Source organism: Microbacterium sp. W4I4, assembly GCF_030816235.1.
In the GTDB taxonomy this organism is placed as follows: domain Bacteria; phylum Actinomycetota; class Actinomycetes; order Actinomycetales; family Microbacteriaceae; genus Microbacterium.
The window spans coordinates 717,329-735,291 of sequence record NZ_JAUSXT010000001.1 but is presented as its reverse complement, the minus strand read 5'-3'; the positions used below and the strand labels follow the sequence as shown (position 1 = coordinate 735,291).

At 68.4% G+C, this 17,963-nt stretch carries 12 protein-coding genes and 1 tRNA gene; 10 read left to right on the top strand and 3 right to left on the bottom strand.

The window, feature by feature from the left end; all coding sequences use genetic code 11:
- The first annotated feature begins 8 nt into the window (after positions 1-8).
- The 9 genes from QF046_RS03490 (at position 9) to QF046_RS03450 (ending at position 9,632) form a co-directional block, all read left to right on the top strand.
- Positions 9-1,553 carry an MFS transporter gene (locus tag QF046_RS03490; RefSeq protein ID WP_307366243.1) on the top strand — a complete coding sequence of 515 codons (1,545 nt, stop codon included), beginning with the start codon at positions 9-11 and terminating at the stop codon, positions 1,551-1,553.
- 129 nt (positions 1,554-1,682) lie between these two features.
- A complete protein-coding gene (locus tag QF046_RS03485; RefSeq protein WP_307366241.1) occupies positions 1,683-2,732 on the top strand; it encodes a 3-isopropylmalate dehydrogenase in 1,050 nt (349 codons plus the stop codon).
- Between the two features lie 47 nt (positions 2,733-2,779).
- Complete coding sequence (locus tag QF046_RS03480) at positions 2,780-3,874, top strand: branched-chain amino acid aminotransferase (protein ID WP_307366239.1); 1,095 nt, start codon at positions 2,780-2,782, stop codon at positions 3,872-3,874.
- A gap of 37 nt (positions 3,875-3,911) precedes the next feature.
- Positions 3,912-4,688 (top strand): fumarylacetoacetate hydrolase family protein, encoded by a 777-nt coding sequence (locus QF046_RS03475; protein ID WP_307366238.1) that lies wholly within the window; start codon positions 3,912-3,914, stop codon positions 4,686-4,688.
- Positions 4,685-5,944 carry an MFS transporter gene (locus tag QF046_RS03470; RefSeq protein WP_307366236.1) on the top strand — a complete coding sequence of 420 codons (1,260 nt, stop codon included), beginning with the start codon at positions 4,685-4,687 and terminating at the stop codon, positions 5,942-5,944. Before QF046_RS03475 ends, QF046_RS03470 begins: the two co-directional genes overlap by 4 nt.
- 61 nt (positions 5,945-6,005) lie before the next feature.
- Complete coding sequence (gltX, locus tag QF046_RS03465) at positions 6,006-7,514, top strand: glutamate--tRNA ligase (RefSeq protein ID WP_307366234.1); 1,509 nt, start codon at positions 6,006-6,008, stop codon at positions 7,512-7,514.
- Positions 7,515-7,558: 44 nt separating this feature from the next.
- Positions 7,559-8,860, top strand: coding sequence for a threonine/serine exporter family protein (locus QF046_RS03460; RefSeq protein WP_307366232.1), 1,302 nt, complete (start codon positions 7,559-7,561; stop codon positions 8,858-8,860).
- A 92-nt stretch (positions 8,861-8,952) separates the two neighbouring features.
- A complete protein-coding gene (locus QF046_RS03455) occupies positions 8,953-9,450 on the top strand; it encodes a lipocalin family protein (protein ID WP_307366229.1) in 498 nt (165 codons plus the stop codon).
- A 110-nt stretch (positions 9,451-9,560) separates the two neighbouring features.
- Positions 9,561-9,632, top strand: a tRNA-Gln gene (locus tag QF046_RS03450).
- Between the two features lie 272 nt (positions 9,633-9,904).
- Here QF046_RS03450 and QF046_RS03445 read toward each other — a convergent pair.
- Positions 9,905-10,849, bottom strand: a complete 945-nt coding sequence (locus QF046_RS03445) for an O-acetyl-ADP-ribose deacetylase (protein WP_307366227.1) — start codon at positions 10,847-10,849, stop codon at positions 9,905-9,907.
- A gap of 198 nt (positions 10,850-11,047) precedes the next feature.
- Here QF046_RS03445 and QF046_RS03440 point away from each other — a divergent pair, with 198 nt between their 5' ends.
- The gene (locus QF046_RS03440; RefSeq protein WP_307366225.1) at positions 11,048-15,124 is read left to right on the top strand and encodes a metallophosphoesterase; all 4,077 of its coding nucleotides are present in this window, start codon (positions 11,048-11,050) and stop codon (positions 15,122-15,124) included.
- Positions 15,125-15,203: 79 nt separating this feature from the next.
- Here QF046_RS03440 and QF046_RS03435 read toward each other — a convergent pair whose 3' ends face one another.
- Positions 15,204-15,572 (bottom strand): hypothetical protein, encoded by a 369-nt coding sequence (locus QF046_RS03435; protein WP_307366223.1) that lies wholly within the window; start codon positions 15,570-15,572, stop codon positions 15,204-15,206.
- Positions 15,573-15,960: 388 nt separating this feature from the next.
- On the bottom strand, positions 15,961-17,742 hold the full coding sequence (locus QF046_RS03430; protein WP_307366221.1) for a 5'-nucleotidase C-terminal domain-containing protein: 1,782 nt from the start codon (positions 17,740-17,742) through the stop codon (positions 15,961-15,963).
- Positions 17,743-17,963 lie beyond the last annotated feature (221 nt).

The following is a 17,963-nucleotide window of genomic DNA, read 5'->3' as shown; positions in this document are numbered from 1 at the left end:
GAACGGTCATGTCCAGCACAGGAACGGTCGCGCGGACTGACGAGGACGGCGCGCGCGTCGGCATCCGCGGCTGGGCGGCGCTCGTGGTGCTGATGCTCCCGGTGCTGCTCGTCTCGATCGACAACACCGTGCTCGCCTTCGCTCTGCCGGAGATCTCGCTCGCACTGCAGCCCAGCGGGACCGAGCAGCTGTGGATCATCGATGTCTACTCGCTCGTGCTGGCCGGCCTCCTGGTCACGATGGGCGTTCTCGGCGACCGGTTCGGACGCCGACGGATGCTGCTGATCGGCGCGATCGGGTTCGCGGCCGTCTCGGTGCTCGCCGCGTTCGCACCGACGGCGGGTCTGCTCATCGCCGCGCGCGCGGCGCTGGGCCTCTTCGGGGCGATGCTCATGCCGTCCACACTGTCGCTTCTGCGCTCGATCTTCCGCAATCGCGACCAGCGCCGTCTGGCGATCGCGATCTGGGCGTCGGCGTTCTCCGCCGGCTCCGCGCTCGGCCCCGTCGTGGGCGGCTTCCTGCTCGAGCATTTCGCCTGGGGTGCGGTGTTCCTCGTCGCCGTACCAGTGCTGGTCCCGCTGCTCGTCGGCGGGATGTGGCTGCTGCCCGAGAGCCGGGATCCGAATCCGGGCCGCATCGACCCGCTGGGCATCCTCCTCTCGATGGCGGCTCTGGTGCCGATCGTCTTCGCGATCAAATCCTTCTCCGTCGACGGTCCGAATCTCGCGGCCGCGGCGCTGTTCGCCGCAGGGATCGTCGCCGGTTTCCTGTTCGTGCGGCGAATGCGACGCGTGGAGATCCCCATGCTCGACATGACGCTCTTCCGGCGCGGCGGCTTCAGCGGGGCCATCATCGTCAACCTGCTCAGCGTCGTCGCGCTGGTCGGGTTCCTGTACTTCGTGTCGCAGCAGCTGCAGCTGGTTATCGGAATGTCGCCGATGGTGGCGGGCCTCGCCCTGGTGCCCGGGATGGCCGCGATGATCGTGGCGGGTCTGTGCGTGGTACCCATCTCGCGTCGCGTCGCGCCCCACATCGTCGTGCCCCTCGGCCTGCTGCTGTCGACGCTCGGATACGTCATCGTCGCGGCGACCGCGAACCTGAACAGCGTGATCTGGCTGCTGATCGCCTTCATCGTGCTGGGGATCGGGATCGGCGCTGCGGAGACCATCTCGAACGAGCTGATCCTCGCCCACGCGCCTGCGGAGAAGGCAGGTGCCGCCAGCGCCGTGTCGGAGACCGCATACGAGTTGGGCGCGGTCCTCGGAACCGCGGTGCTGGGCGGCATCATCACGGCGTTCTACCGGGGCGCGCTGGTGATCCCCGACGGAGTGCCGTCTGCGATCGCGATGCATGCACGGGAGACGCTGGCGGGTGCCTACACCGCGGCGCAGCAGCTCCCGGAGCGGCTCGGTGCCGCGCTGTGGGATGCAGCGGCAGCCGCCTTCGGCTCCGGCGTGGTGACCACCTCGATCATCGGCGCGGGGCTGGTGCTCTGCGCGGTCATCGTGGGGTTCGTCACCCTGCGGCCCGCGCGGGGCGACACGCAACGCTGAGCGGCATCCGGCCCTGCCTCGGCTGGCGCCGATGACTCGGAGTCGGAGCGTTCGCGCCGCGCCGCTACGCTGGAACGCAGTGTCCGCGGCGACCCGCGCGGCGGACAGTCGTGGTTGCGAGGGAGACTCATGTCGCGCGTCGTGAAGCTGGCCGTCATTCCAGGAGACGGGATCGGCCCTGAGGTCATCGCGCAGGCCGAGCGCGTGCTCGACGCCGTCACTGCGGGCAGCGACGTCGCCTTCGAGAAGACGCCCTTCTCTCTGGGAGCAGCCCGCTTCCTCGAGACCGGCGACACCCTCACCGATGAGGACCTCGAGTCCATCCGCGCGCACGACGCGATCCTGCTCGGCGCGGTCGGCGGGGTGCCAGGCGACCCGCGGCTGAAGGATGCCAACATCGAGCGCGGTCTGCTGCTCAAGCTGCGCTTCGAGCTGGACCACTACGTGAACCTGCGCCCGTCGAAGCTCTTCGCCGGAGCATCCGGCCCGCTGTCGAACCCCGGCGAGATCGACTTCGTCGTCGTCCGCGAGGGAACCGAGGGGCCGTATGTCGGCAACGGCGGAAGCATCCGCAGGGGCACGCCGCAGGAGGTCGCGAACGAGACCAGCGTCAACACCGCCTTCGGGGTGGAGCGCGTCGTCCGCTACGCCTTCAACCTGGCGGGGCGGCGCGGCCGCAAGCTCACCCTGGTGCACAAGACCAACGTGCTCGTGCACGCCGGCGCGATCTGGAAGCGGATCGTCGACGAGGTGGCCTCCGAGCACCCTGATGTCGCCGTAGACTACCTGCACGTCGATGCGGCCACGATCTTCCTCGTGACAGACCCCTCCCGCTTCGACGTGATCGTCACCGACAACCTCTTCGGCGACATCCTCACGGATCTGGCAGGTGCCGTCACCGGTGGCATCGGCCTCGCAGCATCGGGCAACATCAATCCCGACAGCGCCTCTCCCTCGATGTTCGAGCCCGTGCACGGCTCTGCACCCGACATCGCAGGACAGCAGAAGGCGGATCCCACCGCCGCCATCCTCTCCGTCGGCCTGCTGCTCGATCACCTCGGGCTGCACGACGAAGCCGCTCGCATCCAGCGTGCGGTGGAGCAGGACATCGCGGCCCGTGAGGGCAGCCGCAGCACAAGCGCGATCGGTGACGCCGTGATCGCCCTGCTGCAGGCGTAACCTGAGACAACGCGCGCACAGCCGCCGCATCACGATCGAGGACAGACATGACCGACACCGCTACCAGCGCCCCCGAGCTCACGTTCGCCGTGACGAAGAACCTCGCAGCCAAGAGCCCCGCTCAGCGCGAAGAGATCCTGACGAACCCCGGGTTCGGCACCAGCTTCACCGACCACATGGTCGACATCTGCTGGTCGGAGAAGGGCGGCTGGCACCGTCCGCGTGTGCAGCCCTACGGTCCGATCTCGCTCGACCCGGCGGCTGCCGTGCTGCACTACGGGCAGGAGATCTTCGAGGGCATCAAGGCGTACCGGCACGCCGACGGCTCGGTGCACACCTTCCGCGCCGACCGCAACGCGGCGCGTCTGCAGAACAGCGCGCGCCGCCTGGCTCTGCCCGAGCTGCCCGCCGACTACTTCATCCAGGCGCTCAAGGAGCTCATCGCGGTCGACGGCGCCTGGGTGCCCTCCGGTTCCGATCAGAGCCTCTACCTGCGGCCGTTCATGTTCGCCAAGGAGGCCTTCCTGGGCGTGCGCCCGGCGAAGAAGGTCGCCTTCTACGTCATCGCCAGCCCCGCCGGCGCCTACTTCACCGGTGGTGTGAAGCCGGTGCGCATCTGGCTGAGCGAGAACTACGCCCGCGCGGGCAAGGGCGGCACGGGTGCGGCGAAGACCGGCGGCAACTACGCCTCCAGTCTGCTGCCGCAGGCCGAGGCGTATGAGAAGGGCTGCGACCAGGTCGTCTTCCTCGATGCTGACCGCAACGTCGAGGAGCTCGGCGGCATGAACGTCGTGTTCGTCTTCAAGGACGGCCGAGTCGTGACGCCGGCATCCGAGTCGATCCTCGAGGGCATCACGCGCGACTCGCTGCTGCAGCTCGCCGAGGACCGCGGTCTGACCGTCGAGCGTCGTGCGGTCTCGCTCGACGAGTGGCGCGAGGGCGTGGCATCCGGCGACATCGTCGAGGTGTTCGCCTGCGGCACCGCCGCCGTGGTCACCCCGATCGGCGCCCTTGTGGGCGACGGCTTCGAAGACGAGCAGCCGCTGGGCGAACTCGCCCTCTCGCTGCGCGAGGAGCTCACCGACATCCAGTACGGCCGCCGCGAGGACAAGCACGGCTGGCTGATCCGCCTCGACGCCTGACGCCCCGGGAGGGGATGCCGACGGATAGGCTGTGCGGGTGAAGATCGCACGTTTCAGTCACAGCGAAGGCATCCGGTACGGCATCGTCGACGAGAGTGATCTCGTCGTGCTCGCGGGCGACCCCATGTTCGCGGGGTTCGAGACGACGGGGGAGCGCATCCCGCTGGCGGATGCCGCGCTGCTCGCGCCGGTGATCCCGCGTTCGAAGGTCGTCTGCGTCGGCCGCAACTACCACGAGCACGCCGCCGAGTTCGGCAACGTCGCCCCCGAGGAGCCGCTGCTGTTCCTCAAGCCCAACACCTCGGTGATCGGACCCGGTGACGCGATCCTGCGACCGGCGGTGTCGGAGCGCACCGAGTTCGAGGGCGAACTGGTCGTCGTCATCGGCCGCATCGCGAAGAACGTGCGCGCCGAGGACGCGCTGGACTACGTGTTCGGCTACACGGTCGGCAACGATTTCACCGCGCGCGACATCCAGCGCAAGGACGGACAGTGGACCCGCGGAAAGGGCTTCGACACCTTCTGCCCGCTCGGGCCCGCCATCGAGACCGATTTCGACCCGTCCACGGCCCGCATCGAGACGCGCGTGAACGGCGAGGTGCGCCAACAGGCGCCGCTCACCGACATGATCCACTCCGTCGCCGACATCATCGCCTACGCCTCCGCCGCATTCACCCTGCTGCCCGGAGATGTGATCATGACGGGGACGCCCGCCGGTGTCGGCCCGGTCGTGGCCGGAGACACCATCGAGATCGAGGTGACCGGTCTCGGCACTCTGCGCAACCCCGTGCGCGACGCGACTCCCGTGCCGTGAGCGAGCTCGTCGTCGGGGACCTCGCTGCGCTGCAGCGCCGCACGGTCCGGGTGCTCTCGCTCGGTCAGGTGCTGGGCGGCATCGCCTTCGGGTCGACCGTCTCGCTGGGCGCCCTCCTCGCCGCGGACCTGTCCGGCGATGACGCGCTGTCGGGTCTGGCCACGGCATCCGTCACGCTCGGCGCCGCCGCCTTCGCGATCCCGCTCGCGCGCTTCGCGGCACGCAGGGGCCGGCGACTCTCCCTGACCGCGGGGAACCTGCTCGCCCTCATCGGCGTCTCGATCGTGATCCTCGCGGCGGCCACCCGGCTGTTCCCGCTGCTGCTGGTCGGCATCATCATGATCGGCATGGGCAACGCGGGAAACCTGCAGTCCCGCTTCGCGGCCACCGATCTGGCCTCCCCCCAGCACCGCGGGCGCGACCTGTCGGTCGTCGTCTGGTCCACCACGATCGGCGGCGTCGCCGGCCCGCTGCTGCTGACCCCGGGGGAGATCCTCGGACAGGCGATCGGGATGCCGCCGTTGACCGGCTCGTACCTGTTCTCCCTCGTCGCGCAGAGCGCGGCGCTCGTGCTGTACCTGGTGGCGCTGCGACCTGATCCGCTGCTCACCGCGTTGAGCATGGCCGGCTCGCCCTCCCGTGCTGCTGTGCTCGGGGCCAGCGTCGATCGCCCGGTCGTCGCGCGCTATGCGATCTTCGCGGTCTCCGGCTCGCACGCCGTCATGGCATCGGTCATGGCGATGACGCCGATCCACCTCAAGCACATGGCGCACAGCATGGACGGTGGGATGCCCTCGAGCGCCGACGTCACACTTCTGGTCGGTGTCACGATCGCGCTGCACGTGGCCGGCATGTACGGGCTTTCTCCGGTCTTCGGCATCCTGTCCGACCGCTGGGGGCGCATCCGCGTGGTGCTGCTGGGGCAGGGCCTTCTCGTCGGGTCGCTGGTGACCGCGATCGTCGCCGGTCAGACTCCGTCGGGGGTGATGGTCGCGCTGATCCTGCTGGGACTGGGCTGGAGCGCGGCCACCGTCGCCGGCGCCGCCCTGCTGACCGAGTCCTCGACCGTGGCCATGCGTCCGCGGCGTCAGGGCATCAGCGACTCTCTGATGAGCCTCACCGCCGCGGCGGGGGCGGCGGGCGCCGGCTGGGTGCTGACGACGTTCGATTACGCCGGTCTGGGCGTGGTCGCGCTGGTGTTCGTGATCGCCATCATCGCGCTCTCGCCTCTGGGCAGGATCCGCCCGACCGCATGAGCCGGCGCTCCCGGTGAGCGGCATCGGCGGCAGCATCCGGCCCCGGTAGAATCAAGGGGATATGGCTACCGTGCACCCCCTCACCACCACCGCCACCGGGTCTGACATCCGTGTGCGCTTCTGCCCCTCGCCGACCGGCCTGCCGCACGTCGGCATGGTGCGCACGGCCCTGTTCAACTGGGCCTACGCGCGGCACAACGGCGGCAAGCTCATCTTCCGCATCGAGGACACCGATGCCGCCCGTGACAGCGAGGAGAGCTTCCAGCAGCTCGTCGACGCCCTCACCTGGATGAAGATCGACTGGGACGAGGGCGTCGAGGTCGGCGGCCCGGACGCTCCGTACCGGCAGTCCGAGCGCTCGGACATCTACGTCGACGTGATCGAGAAGCTCAAGGCCGCCGGCGCGGTGTACGAGAGCTTCTCCACCGCCGAGGAGATCGACGCCCGCAACGAGGCCAACGGCCGCGCGAAGCAGCTCGGTTACGACAACTTCGACCGCGACCTCACCGACGAGCAGAAGGCCGCGTTCCGCGCCGAGGGTCGTCAGCCGGCGCTGCGCCTGCGCGTGCCCGACGAAGACCTCACCTTCGACGACCTGATCCGCGGCGAGATCACCTTCCCGGCCGGTTCCTTCCCCGATTATGTGCTGGTGCGCCCGAACGGCAAGCCCCTGTACACCTTCGTGAACCCCGTCGACGATGCGCTCATGGGCATCACGCACGTGCTGCGCGGCGAGGACATCATGCCCTCCACCGCCCGTCAGCTGGTGCTCTACGACGCGCTGATCAAGGCCGGGGTGACCACCTTCGTCCCGCGCTTCGCGCACATGCCGCTGGTGCTCGGCGAGACCGGCAACAAGAAGCTGTCCAAGCGCGACCCGCAGGCCGACCTGTTCCTGCACCGCGAGCGCGGCTTCATCCACGAGGGTCTGCTGAACTACCTGGCGCTGCTGGGCTGGTCGATCGGACCCGACCGCGACGTCTTCTCGCTGCAGGAGTTCATCGAGGCGTTCGACATCGTGAACGTCAACCCGAACCCGGCCCGCTTCGACCAGAAGAAGGCCGAGTCGATCAACGGCGACCACATCCGTCTGCTCGAGGGGCGCGATTTCGCCGAGCGGATGCTGCCGTATCTGGCCGCCGGCGGCGTGTTCGGCGACGCCGAGCCCACGCACGATCAGATCGTTCTCGCCTTCCGTGCGGCGCCGCTGGTGCAGGAGCGGATGCAGATGCTGGGCGAGGCGCCCGACCTGCTCGGATTCCTGTTCACCGACGAGGTCGAGTACCAGGAGGATGCCCTGAAGGGCCTGCCCGCCAACGCCGCCGAGGTGCTCGCGGCGTGCGTCGCCGCGCTCGAGCCGGTGGAGGATTTCACGACGGATGTCGTCAAGGACGCTCTCTCGGCGAAGCTCGTCGACGAGCTGGCGCTCAAGCCGCGCATCGCGTACGGCCCGCCTCGCGTCGCACTCAGCGGTCGCCGCATCTCGCCGCCGCTGTTCGAATCGATGGAGCTGCTCGGCAAGGACGAGACTCTGCGTCGACTGCGCGCACTCGCCGACTCGCTGGCCTGATCCCGAGGCACCTCGCGCGTCGCTGATCGAGGAAGGAAGCCGGCGTGACGGATGTCGCACTGCCTGCCGCCGAGGCGGACGTCGTCCTCGGCGACCTCGGCGTGCTGCTGTTGGAGTGCGGCACCTCGGTCACCGATGTCCGCGGCTCGCTGGAGCAGGTGAGTCAGCGGACCGTTCCGGGAACGTCTCTGGAGTTCGCGATCCTGCCCGAGATGGTGATGGTCAGCAGGCCGGGCTCCGCCTCCGCGACGACGACCGTGATGGGCAAGGGCGAGGCGCGCACGTTCCGCCAGTCCGCCCGGGCCAGCCGTCTCGTGCACGAGCTCGAGTCGGGTTCGACGTCGCTGGCCGAGGCGCCGGCGCGGATGGCATCCATCCGCGCGACACCGCGCCGCCATCCCGGCCTTCAGAACCTGATCGGCTGCGGACTGCTCTCCCTCTCGCTCGCATGGCTGTTCCGCTGCCCGTGGTGGGCGATCGTGCTCGCGCTGCTGGTCGGCCTGCTGGTGGGCGGTCTGACGATGCTGATGATGCGCGTGCGCGCTGCCGCAGCGGTCGCACCGTTCGTGTCGGCGTTCGTCTCCACCCTGCTGGTCGGCGCCGTCGCCGGCTGGCTGGATCTCGGCCCCGTGCCGCTGTTCGCGGTGTGCGCGCCGATCGCCATCCTCGTGCCAGGGGCTCTGATCACCAACGCGCTGCTGGAGCTGACCTCCACCGACATCGTGACCGGCGCCTCCCGGCTGATGTACGGGCTGATCATGCTCGCGTTCATGGCCGCCGGTGTGTACTCCGGTGCCGCGCTGACCGGACTGCGCATCGACTCGGCGTCCGCGGCGCTGGTCGGGGAGGCCGTGCGACTGACCACGGAGCGCGGGGGATGGGAGTCGCTGCCACCGCTCTGGGGTGCGTGGATCGCCGTGATCGTCCTGGCGATCGGCATCGGACTCGCATTCGGCTCCGGCTTCCGACTCACCGTGGTGTGCGTGGTCGTGATGACGGGCACCTACGCCGTCCTGGCACTGTTCAGCCCGCTGGTGGGGAGCGTCGTGGCGACGGGGGCGGCAGCGGCCGTGCTGTTCGTCGCGGCGCGTGTGCTGGAGCGCGTCACACTGGCCATCCCGGCCACGGTCTCGTTCCAGCCCGCATTCCTGCTGCTGGTGCCGGGGACCGTCGGACTGGTCGCGCTTGCCAGTTTCGACGCTCAGGCGCTGGTGTCGGCGCCGATGATGTTCCTGAGCCTGTGCATCGGGACCAAGGTGGGGGCTCTGCTCGCGGATCTGGCCCGCATCACCCGTTCGACGGTGTTCCTGCGTTGGACGAGACCGGCGCGGATGGGCGAGCTCTGAGCGCCCCGTAGTCGACGACGTGGCCGGCCCGCAACCCCCTCAGCGCGGCGCGGCGCCCTCTGTATCGTGGCACGCGAGCAGAGGAGGATGTCGTGGGAGACGGTGAAGCGCGGTCGGTGCCGGCACTGGAACTCGGGCGGTATCTGGGTCTGTGGTTCGAGGTGGGACGGCTGCCGTTGCGGTTCGAAGACGAGCGATCGACGGATGTCACGGCGGAGTACTCGCTGAACGACGACCACACCGTCCGCGTCGACAACCGCTGCCTCGACGAGAACGGCGAACCGACGCAGGCGCTCGGACAGGGGCTCCCTGACGACGAGCACCCGGGGCGGCTGCAGGTCACATTCCTGCCGGAGTCGTTGCGCTGGATCCCGTTCACGAAGGCCGACTACTGGGTCCTGCGGATCGACGAGGGCTACGAGAACGCTCTGGTGGGCACGCCCGACCACAAGCATCTCTGGTTGCTGTCACGGGATCACCGGATGTCGAAGGAGCTGGAGAGCTCGTACCTCGACACCGCGCGAGAGCAGGGTTTCGATCTCGCGGACTGGATTCGTCCGTCGCAGTCGGGGCGGGTCGTGCAGGTCTGACGCCTCCGTGGTGACGCGATGCCGCCACGCCCGGGCGACCCGCGTCGATTCGTCATCCGTGCGTCGTTCGGGTATGCTTGAACCTCGGTGCGAGGCTTCGGTTTTGCCCTTGGGGTATGGTGTAATTGGCAACACGGCGGTTTCTGGTACCGTTGTTCTTGGTTCGAGTCCAGGTACCCCAGCAAGATTGAACCCCCGCTCAGGCGGGGGTTTTCTTGTTTTCACCTGTCCTCTGCTCGGTCGCGTCCCAGCAGTCGGACGACCACGCGCGTGAGGCGCGATGACGGGCGCATCACATCGGCATGTGCGCGCAGCACGGCCGCCTTCGAGGCCAGGTCAGTGGTTCCCGCGCAGTGGAGTGCGTCCATGGCTGACCCGGACGATCATCACGCAGCTCGGGGGACGATGAGCGCGAGGGCGGAGCGGCGGGTCTGACCAGCCCCCTCGGCACCCGTCAGCGACGAGGCGTCGGCGCTTCCGGCGGCTCCGGAAAGCGCACGTCCGACCCCCAGCCGATCTCCCAACCGGGCTCCTGCACATACGAGTCGGAGAACGCGACCGGCAGCCGGTCGTGCTCGTTCACGAGGTCGATGAGTTCCGAGTACCAGGCCGCATACCGGCGGTCATCGGCGCGTACGAGTCCGGGAAGCGCGCGCAGGATCAGGTCCGCGAAGGTCTCGGGGGAGGTCGTGGCGGTGACCGCGCTGCCCGCGAATTCCAGGCCGCCCGCGGTCGAGTATCCGACGCTCCGCCGCGCAGAGGCGTCCGTGAAGAACGGCGTATCGGAGATCTCGACGCGCCAGTAGATGCCGGACGGGCTCATGTAGGGAAGTGCCCTGACCGTCTGGTAGCCGCGTTCGTGCAGTACGCGCACGCTCGCGAGCAGGTGGGTGGCCATCCGGTGGGTGAGCGCCGACTGCACGAGGTCATGGAGATCCTCGTCGAACGCGACGATCCTCACCTCCTCGACGCGGGTGTTCGCAGAGGCCAGGGTGCGCACCGCGATCTTGACCGCATCACGCAGCGGCCAGCCGTAGACTCCCGTACTCACCAGGGGGAACGCCACGCTACGCGCGCCCAGCTCGTCGGCGACCTCCAGGGAACGTCGATAGCAGGAGACGAGAAGGTCCGGATCCTGCTCCCCGGCCGCGTGGTTCGGGCCGACCGTGTGGATCACCCACGTCGCCGGAAGCAGCCCGGCGGTCGTGTACCCGGCATCGCCCGTCTCGAGGCCCGCGGGGAAGCGCGCGATGCAGTCCGCCAGCACTTCGGGGCCGCCTGCACGGTGGATCGCGCCGTCGACGCCCCCGCCGCCGCGCATGCGTCGGTTCGCCGCGTTGACGATCGCGTCGACGCGCTGCTGAGTGATGTCGCCGAGGACAGCGGTGATGCTCACCATGCGACCAACGTAGTCGCCGGTTCGACAGGTGGAGGGCCCCGTCCTCCCTGTTCTTCGGCATCACGAAGCACAGGATTCCCATTCAGTTCTCTCAGGGTTCACTCAGCTGCGCGAGTCTGTGTGCGTCCCTCTGGACGCATGCGGCCCCCAGCTCGTGTGCGCCCGACTTCTCTGGATCCACGAAAGGACGGCACGCACATGCGGCCGAAAGATCCTCGCCCCCACGGCGGATCGCTGCGATGGAAGGGCGGTGCGCTGGCGGTCTCGGCCTCCGTCGCCTGCACCATCGTCATCTCCGGGATGGCTGCTCCGGCAGCATCCGCAACCCAGGTCCCGACGGCCAAGCCCGTCGAGACCCCGGTGAAAGCACCCAGTCTGACGCCGGAGGCCGGTGCCTGGCTCGAAGGCGTCGCGACCATCGCATCCGACGCGACCACGGCAGGAGACGAGGTGTCGAGCCTGACCGTCGACGGGGTTCCCGTCGGCGCGGCCGCCACTCCCGGTTACTCGACCCTCGCCTTCGACGTCGGCACGAACTCCGCATCCATCACCTTTCAGAACTACATCCTGGTGAACGGCCACCGCATCGACCAGGACCGGACCTGGGTCGATGAGCGCGTCGAGATCCCCGTCAGCAACGACTGGCTCATCCAGGGCGAGAACAGCGTCGAGCTGTTCGCGGGAACAGCGCCCTCCGCGTGCGGCGTCAACTACGACGACTTCGTCATCGAGGCCGTAGGGCTCGAGCTGCTCGGCGAGATCGCGGACGGCGAGGAGAACCCTCTCGTCTACAACATCGGCGACGGCGACTGCGGCACCTCCTCGAAGATCCTCAAGGCCGAGATGACCTTCTTCGTCCTCGGCGACCCGATGGCCAGCACTGGGCTGTCCGCCGATGTCGACACCACCACCCTCGCCAATGGCGAGCACGACATCGTGGCGACCACGGCTGCGGGCGGCACGGTCACGCACGCGGTCAAGGTGAACAACGCCCCGGCCGGTGCCCCGCGCATCACGCCCGAGGATGGCACGCTGACCAACCGCATCCAGACCGTGACGGCCTCGCGACCCGCGGATGCCGAAGGCGGCGTCGCCGGAATCACGGTCGACGGCAATGCGCCGACCGCTCCGGCGACCCTCGGAACCGACAGCTCCACCTTCAGCTTCACTGTCGGCTCGAACTCGATCGAGAACCGCTACCAGAACCACCTGCTGGTGAACGGGCACAAGATCGACATCCTCGGCGACTACGTCAGCGAGCGCGTGGACATCCCCGTCCCGAACCGCTACCTGTCACCGGGTGAGAACACCATCGAGCTGATCGCCGGCGACATCACCTCCGGCAGCTGCGCGAACCTCGACGACTTCACCGTCTCGAATCTCGCCCTCGCGGCGAGCACCGGCAGCGTCACCGCCGGCGAGCTCGCGGACAGCTACGACATGGGCGACGGCACCTGTGGATCAGACAAGAGCAAGCTCGCCAAGGCCACGACCACCTGGACGATCGACGCACCGGCGGTCACCACACTGCCGACCCTCGGCACGGGCGACGCGGTGCTGAGCTTCACCGTCGGTTCCAACTCGGCCGATCCGGCATTCGAAAACCGCATCGTGATCAACGGCATCTCGCAGGTTCTCGGCGGCCCGTACGTCAGCGAGCGCGCCGACATCGTGATCCCGAACGAGTGGCTGCTCCCCGGCGCGAACACGGTGGAGTTCGTCACCGGTACGACCCCCGGCGCGTGCAACCGCGACGACTTCACGATCTCGGACGTGGCTCTCGCGCCGGCGACCGGGACTGCTGTCGCCCAGCGGGCGAAGCCGTCCTACGCGCTCGGCGACGGCAACTGCGGATCGAACCTCAACCTGTTCCGCGAGGTCGACGTGAACTTCGTCGTCGAGGGTGCCACCGCGCAGGGTCTGCGTGCAGACGTGGACACCTCGAAGCTCGCCGACGGCACGCACACCATCGCCGCGACCGCGACGACCGGTGAGGTCGCAACCCGCACGCTGATCACCGACAACACCGCCCCGAGCATCGCCGGAAGCACCCCGGCTGCCGGTGCGAGGATCACCTCGGCGGTCGCACTGGACGTGCAGCTCGAGGACGCGACCGGACTCGTGGGCACACCCGAGCTGACTCTGGATGGCGAGCCGATCGTTCTCGGCGCCCAGGTCGGTCCCGGTCTGTCCGCAGGCGAGCACACCATCGCGGTGAAGGCTGAGGATGCTCTCGGCAATGCCGCGACGCGCGAGTTCGTCTTCGCGTCGGCAGGCATTCCGGACGTCCCCGCCGACCTCAAGCCCGCAAGCGGGAAGACCGGAATCGACGGTTCCGTCACACTGTCCGCCACGGTCGCAGAGCCCGACGGCGGCAAGGTCACGGCGCAGTTCGCCCGTGCGGAGATCCTCACCCCGAACCAGGCCTGGCAGGGCTCGGCGACGCAGGTCCCGACCACGCTCAAGGTCGTGGGCGAGCGCAACGTCGGCAAGGTGACCGCGCTCGCTCCGGGCGACGGCCTCACCCTCGACGCTCCGGCCAGCGGTGACGTGGCGTTCCAGCGTTTCGACGTGCAGCTCAAGGGCCAGGTTGCCGATCCGGTGCTTCGCTGGGAGGGCGTCATCGACCCGACCCGTGTCGTGTCGCTGCGCGTCTGGAACCTCAAGACGAAGGCGTGGGACGTGCTCTCCAGCTCCCGCGGTGCGCTCGAGGGGAACACGCTGCTGTCGTCGCTGGTCGGCGAGAGCTACATCGACGGCCAGCAGGTGCACGTCATGATCACCGGTGAGGATCCCTTCGCCGATGAGATCGACCCCGGTGCCGAGGGCTTCGCTGACGCAGACTCGTACGACTTCTCGATCGCCCACTTCACCGACACGCAGTACCTGTCGGAGGGCGCCGTCGAGCAGGAGTCCGCGGCCGAGCGGGCGATCTGGGAGAAGGCGTTCGGCGACACGACCCGCTGGATCGCGTCGAATGCTGAGGAGCGCAAGATCAAGTACGTCGCACACACCGGCGACATCATCGAGAACAACATCCGCAAGCCCGCCACCGAAGAGATGCAGAAGCAGGTCGTCGGCGAGTTCGATCTGTCCTCGAGGCAGTTCGAGATCCTCGATGGCGCCGGTGTGACCAACCAGGTCATCGCCGGCAACCACGACAACCAGTCCGGCACGGAGGACGGCCCCGAGGCCCTGTACAACAAGTACTACGGCCCCGACCGGTACGAAGCCGCCGACGATCAGTGGGTGGATGCCGAATACGGTGGTCCGTGGCGCGAGGGCGACAACCAGAACAACTACACACTGTTCTCCGCCGGCGGCATCGAGTTCGTCTCGGTCGGTCTCTCGTACGGCGTCACGAAGGAGGAGGCGGCCTGGGCCGACTCGATCTTCAAGCGCTACCCGGAGCGCAACGGCATCGTGCTCTCGCACGACTACCTGGCTGCGAGCAAGCAGACGGATGGTCGTGACGCGCGCTTCGCCGCTCCGGACGGGTCGCTGCTGTTCAAGACGGTCGTCGAGAACAATCCCAACGTGTTCCTGGTCCTCGCGGGTCACGTGCACGGTGTCGGCACCAACGTGAAGCCGAAGGTCGGCGTCGTCAGTCACGGTGTCGTCGAGCTGCTCGCCGACTACCAGGCCTACACGGTGACGGCTGAGGAGCTCGGGCTCACGGAGATCGGCGGGTACGCTCCCACCGATCGCCTGCGGTTCGGTGCCAGTTACCTGCGACTGCTGCAGTTCGACGTGGCCCGCGGCGAGATGATGGTCGACACCTACTCGCCGTTCCTCGATGACTTCGGGGCCGACGAGTACGACCCGGCGAACCGCTACGACTCCACGTCCGACAACATGGTGCTGCCGGTCGACCTCAGCAGCCGCACCACGAGCTTCAAGACCGACTCGCTCGCGCTCTACAACCCGATCGCTGTGATCGGGGAGCAGACGGTCGACTCGGGCGCGGTCGCATCGGTCGAGTGGACGGGCCTGAAGACCGGCACTGCCTACGCCTGGTTCGTGGTCGCCCGCTCCACCGGCGGCGGCGAGACCCCGTCGCTGCCGAGCGTGTTCGTCACGCGCGGAGCGTCCGAGGGTGCGGTGACGCCGGAGCTGGAGCCCTACGTGGGCAAGAGCCCGACGCCGACGCCCAGCGCACCGGCACCCACGCCGGGTCCGACCGTTTCGCCCGAACCGAGCGACACGCGGGAGCCGACTTCTGCACCGGTGCCGACCGCCACGCCGGAGCCGACGCAGCCCGCGTCGTCCGAGTGACGGCCTGACAACGAGCACTGCCCCGGTCCGAATGGGCCGGGGCGGTGCTCTGATGTGATCGCCCCGGGTTCCCGTCGCCTCAGCGCGGTACGGACCCCCACACGATCGCCACGCAGATGACCATGGCGGTCAGGGCCACGACCGCCATCGCCAGCATGCATGCGGCCAGCCACCGCAGACGCCGGGGACCCGGTTCGGCCTGGAAACGGATGATGAACATCGCCGCGAGCAGGCAGAGCAGCACGACGACGGCGATGAGGGCGACGATCGCTGCGGCGCCGTCGGTGACGATGATGCCGATCAGCGGTATCAGGCACACCGCGGTGAAGACGGTCGACGCGACGAGCCAGATCGCACCGGATGACGTGCGCAGTGCGGGTTGGCTGGTGACCTTCGTCGGGTCCAGACCTGGGTAGGGAGCTCCGTGATCCGGGGTGCGGTGCGACATGATGACCTCCTTCAGGATCAAGGATCGACCATCCGGATTCCTGTGGCCACGGGCTGGATTCCTTCGGGTTTCCGCGCTATGAGGGATTCACCCGGTCTCCGGGATAGCACGCGGCACCGGCACCTGCCAGCCCCTTCTGCACACCGCAGCATCGGGGAAACGTCGGTGTCTCCCGTACGGAGATTTCCGCAAGCTGCATCGGTGCGCGGTGATCTCCGGCGAGAGCAGGGCGGGACAGTACGAACACGAATCGATCGAGAAGGCACTGAAGGATCTGCTCGATGAGATCGACCGGGACGATGAGGGCGATCGGGGATAGCAGGCGAAGGGGCCTCCCGACAGCGTGAGCACGCCGCCGAGAGGCCCGAGACAGGCGCAGAGCGGATGCTCAGAACACCGGGGCGCCGCCTCGCACGAGCCGCCAGTTCTCGACGTGGAAGTCGGCCGGGTCGATCGTGCCCGCGGCGGTCGCATAGGAGACGATCGCGTCACGGATCGCGACCTGCGCGTTGTAGACGACCGGTGCGTCCGTGATGTGCGGGAAGCCGCCGCCACCGGACTGGCGGTAGTTGTTCACCGCGACGACGAAGCGCTGATCCGGAGCCACCGGAGCGCCTTCCCAGGCCAGGTTCACGATGCGCGAGCCCTGCGGCTGGGAGATGTCCACGTCATAGGTCACCCCTGAGAACTGGTCGTAGTTGTAGTCGGGAATGTTGTCGGCGTTGGTCCAGCTCGCAGGGTCCACCGGGGTGCCTGGCGCGACCTGCTGGAAGTACCTCGCGGAGTACTCGAGGTAGTCCTTGATCTGCGCACCGGTCAGCACCGAGGCCATCAACGTGTTGTCGTAGATGTACAGACCGGCGACATCGCGCAGCGTGACCTGACCTGCGGGGAAGGTCGCGGCGCGGTTGAACGGCGCGGCGATCGACAGGACGGGCAGCGACGCCTCGGGCGTGCCCGCGATCGCCGCTGCCACGGTGTCGACCTGCACCCGGTTCACGTAGTCGAGGATGGCGGTGTCCTTCCAGCACGCCTCGGCGGCCGACAGTTCCTCGGTGGAGGTCGCCACGGGCGTGTTGACGTACTCGACCACGGTGTCGTGCTGGGCCTTCACGAGCGCGACGAGTTCGGGATCGTCCTCGACCGTGTTCGCGTTGACGCTCATGGCGCGCTTCGAGGCGACGGTCCACCTGCCCTTGACCTGCTGCAGTTCGAGATCGAACACGCTCACCCGCTGGCCCCAGCAGGACGGCTCGCTCATCACGACGTCCTGGCCGGTCACGACGTTGGTCACGAAGCGCTCGGGGATGTCCTTGTGCGCGTGGCCGAACAGCACCGCGTCGATGCCGGGAACCTGCTCCGCCATCATCGCCGTGGCGTTCTCGTTGGGCAGGTCGTCGCCGTACGACGACAGACCGCTGTCGCCGGAGTGCACGCTGACGACCACGACGTCGACGCCCTGATCCCGGATGATGGGCACCCAGCGCTTGGCGGTTTCGACGATGCCGAGCACCTCCACCTCGCCGCTGACGTTCGCCTTGTCCCAGATCACGATGCCGGGGTTCGTCAGGCCGAGGATGCCGACGCGGATCGGCTTGTGGCCCTTCACGTTGAGGGTTTTGATCGTGTACGGACGGTACGCGGGCACGGTGGTGCCGGCTCGCACCGCGTTCGCTCCCAGCACCGGGGCGTCCATCTGGGAGATCCACGTGTCCAGGAAGTCCAGACCGTAGTTGAATTCGTGGTTGCCGAGCGCGACCGCGTCGTAGCCCATCGCGTTCATCTGCGCGGCCATCGGGTGGATCGCGCCGGTCCGCGTGATCGGCTCCACGCTGGCGAAGTAGAACCCGAGCGGTGTGCCCTGGAGAGTGTCGCCCGCGTCGAACAGCATGGTCCGGTCCGCGCCGCGATCCGCGCGGATCTGCTTCACGACGCTCGAGACGCGCGCGAGACCGACGACGTTGCCGGCCTTGTCGCTGTACTCGGCGTCCTTGTAGTAATCCCAGTTCAGTGCGTGGGAGTGCATGTCGGACGAGCCGACGATCGTGATGGTCACCGACTTGCCGATCCCGCCTGCGGATGCGGATGCGGATTCGGGCTGGGCGACCCACCCGGCGGCGGCGAGGGCGCCCGCGGCCGAGATTCCGGTGAGGAACCCACGACGACTCACACTTGTGGGATGGTCAGGCGTGACGTCGGAGGTGGGGGTCGAGTGCCGCCGGGGTTCGGGCGACTCGGAGGGGAGTTGTGTTTCTACTGTCATGAAGCCTGATGAAATCACGCCGGACCGCTCTGCACCAGGGCGACACGGGTGAACAGTCGATGGCGGGTGGATGCGTCGCCGCGTGGCGGACCGCCGGATGCGCCGAATGGATACGCTGAGAGGAGCAG

What these genes read in the sequence shown, in the direction of transcription:
- QF046_RS03490 (WP_307366243.1), top strand. Translation starts at nt 9, where the DNA reads ATGTCCAGCACAGGAACGGTCGCGCGGACTGACGAGGACGGCGCGCGC.
- QF046_RS03485 (WP_307366241.1), top strand. Translation starts at nt 1,683, where the DNA reads ATGTCGCGCGTCGTGAAGCTGGCCGTCATTCCAGGAGACGGGATCGGC.
- QF046_RS03480 (WP_307366239.1), top strand. Translation starts at nt 2,780, where the DNA reads ATGACCGACACCGCTACCAGCGCCCCCGAGCTCACGTTCGCCGTGACG.
- gltX (WP_307366234.1), top strand. Translation starts at nt 6,006, where the DNA reads ATGGCTACCGTGCACCCCCTCACCACCACCGCCACCGGGTCTGACATC.
- QF046_RS03445 (WP_307366227.1), bottom strand. Translation starts at nt 10,849, where the DNA reads ATGGTGAGCATCACCGCTGTCCTCGGCGACATCACTCAGCAGCGCGTC.
- QF046_RS03440 (WP_307366225.1), top strand. Translation starts at nt 11,048, where the DNA reads ATGCGGCCGAAAGATCCTCGCCCCCACGGCGGATCGCTGCGATGGAAG.
- QF046_RS03435 (WP_307366223.1), bottom strand. Translation starts at nt 15,572, where the DNA reads ATGTCGCACCGCACCCCGGATCACGGAGCTCCCTACCCAGGTCTGGAC.